This window comes from Mycobacterium sp. TH-M106 (genome assembly GCF_057473765.1).
Map to the genome: position 1 here is coordinate 1 of NZ_JBYCLE010000647.1, position 3,156 is coordinate 3,156.

3 protein-coding genes are annotated in these 3,156 nt (G+C 65.3%); 2 read left to right on the forward strand and 1 reads right to left on the reverse strand.

All coding sequences use genetic code 11. From position 1 onward, the window contains the following. Both AC2VOP_RS21595 and AC2VOP_RS21600 read left to right on the forward strand, forming a co-directional pair. Window positions 1-1,418: helix-hairpin-helix domain-containing protein (locus AC2VOP_RS21595; RefSeq protein WP_486962863.1), on the forward strand; the 1,418-nt coding region annotated here is incomplete at its 5' end. 212 nt (window positions 1,419-1,630) lie between these two features. Beyond that, the gene (locus AC2VOP_RS21600) at window positions 1,631-2,350 is read left to right on the forward strand and encodes a TetR/AcrR family transcriptional regulator (protein WP_486962864.1); all 720 of its coding nucleotides are present in this window, start codon (window positions 1,631-1,633) and stop codon (window positions 2,348-2,350) included. A gap of 51 nt (window positions 2,351-2,401) precedes the next feature. On the opposite strand, the gene AC2VOP_RS21605 is transcribed toward AC2VOP_RS21600, so the two are convergent. Beyond that, window positions 2,402-3,156, reverse strand: a 755-nt coding sequence (locus AC2VOP_RS21605; RefSeq protein ID WP_486962865.1) for an amidohydrolase family protein, incomplete at its 5' end; no start/stop codon positions are given.

Below are 3,156 nucleotides of genomic sequence, written 5' to 3' on the forward strand. Positions count from 1 at the left end.
ACCAGGAACAGATCATGCGCATCGCGCAGAAGGTGGCCGGCTACTCGCTGGCCCAAGCCGACATCCTGCGGAAAGCCATGGGCAAGAAGAAGCGTGAGGTTCTCGACAAGGAACACGAAGGATTCGCCGAGGGCATGAAAGCCAACGGGTTCTCGGCGGGAGCGATCAAGGTGCTGTGGGACACCATCCTGCCGTTCGCCGACTACGCCTTCAACAAGTCGCACGCCGCCGGGTACGGAATGGTGTCGTACTGGACGGCCTACCTGAAAGCCAACTACCCGGCCGAGTACATGGCCGGGCTGCTGACCTCGGTCGGCGACGACAAAGACAAGGCCGCGGTCTACCTCGCCGACTGCCGCCGGCTTGGCATCACCGTGCTGCCGCCCGACGTGAACGAGTCCGGCGTCAACTTCGCCTCGGTGGGCACCGACATCCGCTACGGACTAGCTGCGGTGCGCAACGTGGGTGCCAACGTGGTGGGGTCGCTGATCGACACCCGCACGGCCAAGGGCAAATTCACCGACTTCTCCGACTACCTCAACAAGGTCGACATCGGCGCCTGCAACAAGAAGGTCACCGAATCGCTGATCAAGGCGGGGGCGTTCGACTCACTGGGCCATCCGCGCAAGGGGCTGTTTCTGGTGCACGCCGACGCGGTCGACTCGGTGCTGGGCACCAAGAAAGCCGAGGCGATGGGACAGTTCGACCTGTTCGGCGGAGCAGACGGCGACGGCGGCGGCGCCGACGCGGTTTTCTCCATCAAGGTGCCCGACGAGGAGTGGGCCGACAAACACCGGCTCGCGCTGGAACGGGAGATGCTGGGCCTGTACGTGTCGGGGCACCCGCTCAACGGTGTCGCGCACCTGCTCACCACCCAGACCGACACCGCGATCCCGGCGATCCTCGACGGCGAGGTACCCAACGAAGCCCTGGTTCGGGTCGGTGGCATCCTGGCGTCGGTCAATCGCCGGGTCAATAAGAATGGAATGCCTTGGGCATCAGCGCAATTAGAGGATCTGACCGGCGGAATCGAGGTGATGTTCTTCCCGCACACCTACTCGGCTTACGGCGCCGAGGTCGTCGACGACGCCGTCGTGCTCGTCAGCGCCAAGGTGGCGATTCGCGACGACCGGATATCGCTGATCGCCAACGAGCTTTCGGTGCCGGACTTCTCGGACGCCCGGTCGGACCGTCCACTCGCGGTCAGCATGTCGACCCGGCACTGCACGCTGGACAAGGTCACCAGGCTCAAGCAGGTTCTGGCGCGCCATCCTGGCACGGCGCAGGTGCAGTTGCGGCTGGTCAGCGGCGAACGCATCACCGTCTTAGAGTTGGACCCCGCCCTGCGGGTGACACCGTCGTCGGCGCTGATGGGCGACCTCAAGGCGCTGCTGGGACCCGCCTGCCTGGGCGGTTAGTCGGTTCATACGCGGTGCTACCTCGGTGGGTCCCCGACGGACCGCAATCCGTCGGGGACCCACCATTTGGCTTCCCGACCCCCGGGGCTGGTGTGGCGTCCGACACGCTAGTGCGAAGCGCCGATCAAGATTACAACACATCGACCGGTTAGAAACAAGAGCTCCGGTTAAAATGTGTCGATTCGCGGCGGCTACGGCTAAAATCGAACGTCATGGCAGCGTTGCGCAAGCTCACACCACCCAGATCGCCCAGCCCCTCGCCGCCTGCACGCCGCCGCACCCGCAGGATCCGCGGTCTGGACGCCGAACAGCGGCGAGCCGAACGTCGCGAACACCTGCTGGCAGCGGCGTTGGAACTGTTCGCCCGCGATGGTTACGACAACACCTCCATCGAGCAGATCTGTCAGACGGCCTATGTCGGCAATAAAGCATTTTACGAACTGTTCGACAGCAAAGAGGACTGCTACGTGGGGCTGGTGCGTCAGATCACCGAACGGATCGAACAACGGCTGGCAGAGGCCCTGCAGCAGTCGATCGAACGACAAGACAAACACACCCTGCGCGAGGTGCTGTCCGTGTTCGCACATGCAGTGGTCGACGACCCCCGCATCGCGGTGGTGAGTTTCGGCGAGCGCGCGGGCATCTCGCCGCGAGTCGAGGCCCAGCGGCGGGAGAACCGCCGCTGGGCGGCGGCATTCATCGAGGCCTATTGGCGCCGAAACCGGGACGCCGCGGACAAGGCCCGCGCAACGGCGATGGATTATCACGCGTTGGCAGTGGCGACCGTCGGCGGGTTGTTCGATACCATCGCCGACTGGATCTACGACGCGGATCTGCCACAGCCACGCACGATCGACAAACTCATCTGCGACCTGACCACATTCGCATCGGCCGTGGAGGCCGGGATCGCTGCGCGCGGCGGTACCGGTTGAGGCAAGCGCCCCCGCAAAGTCAGTGCGCCCCGCCATCGATCACCCGCAAAGTCAGTGCGTCTGCGACTCCGTCTGGGATGGATGTTTGTAGATGACACCGTCTTTCATGACGAAGTCGACGCGGCCGGTCGCCTCGATGTCGGTGAACGGATCGCCGGGCATAGCAACCAGATCGGCGACCTTGCCCGCAGCGATCACGCCGAGGTCGTCGCGCCGCAGCAGTTCGGCGGCAACGCCGGTCGCGGCCTGCAGTGCGCGCAACGGGGTAATGCCGGTGGACACCATCATGGCGAACTCGCGCCAATTCTCCTGATGCGGGAACATGCCCGCGTCGGTGCCGAACGCGATCCGCACGCTGCTGGCGGACAGCCGTTCGGCGGCATCCAGCAGCGCCGCACGGTATTTGGCGAACTTGCGGCGCGCGTAGTCCGGAACCGCGGCCCAGAACGGGTCGTCGTCGGCACGTCGGGTGCCGGACAGGATTGCGTATTGGGTCGGCACCAGAAACACCCCGGCGTCCTCCATCATTCGCAGGGCTTCGGCCGAGGCGAGGTTTCCGTGTTCGATACTGCGCACGCCGGCCCGTACCGCGCGGCGGATGCCCTCGTCGCCGTAGCTGTGCGGGGTGGCCGGGATGTCCAGGTCGGCGGCGGTGGCAACCAGAGCGTCCATTTCTTGCTGACTGTAGGTGGCCTGGCCGGGATCGTCAGACGGTGAGGCGAAGCCGCCGGTCGCGGCGAACTTGACCCAGTCGGCGCCGGCCCGGATCTCCTGGCGGACCCGGGTACGGATCTCGTCGCAGCCGT

What these genes read in the sequence shown, in the direction of transcription:
- AC2VOP_RS21600 (WP_486962864.1), top strand. Translation starts at nt 1,631, where the DNA reads ATGGCAGCGTTGCGCAAGCTCACACCACCCAGATCGCCCAGCCCCTCG.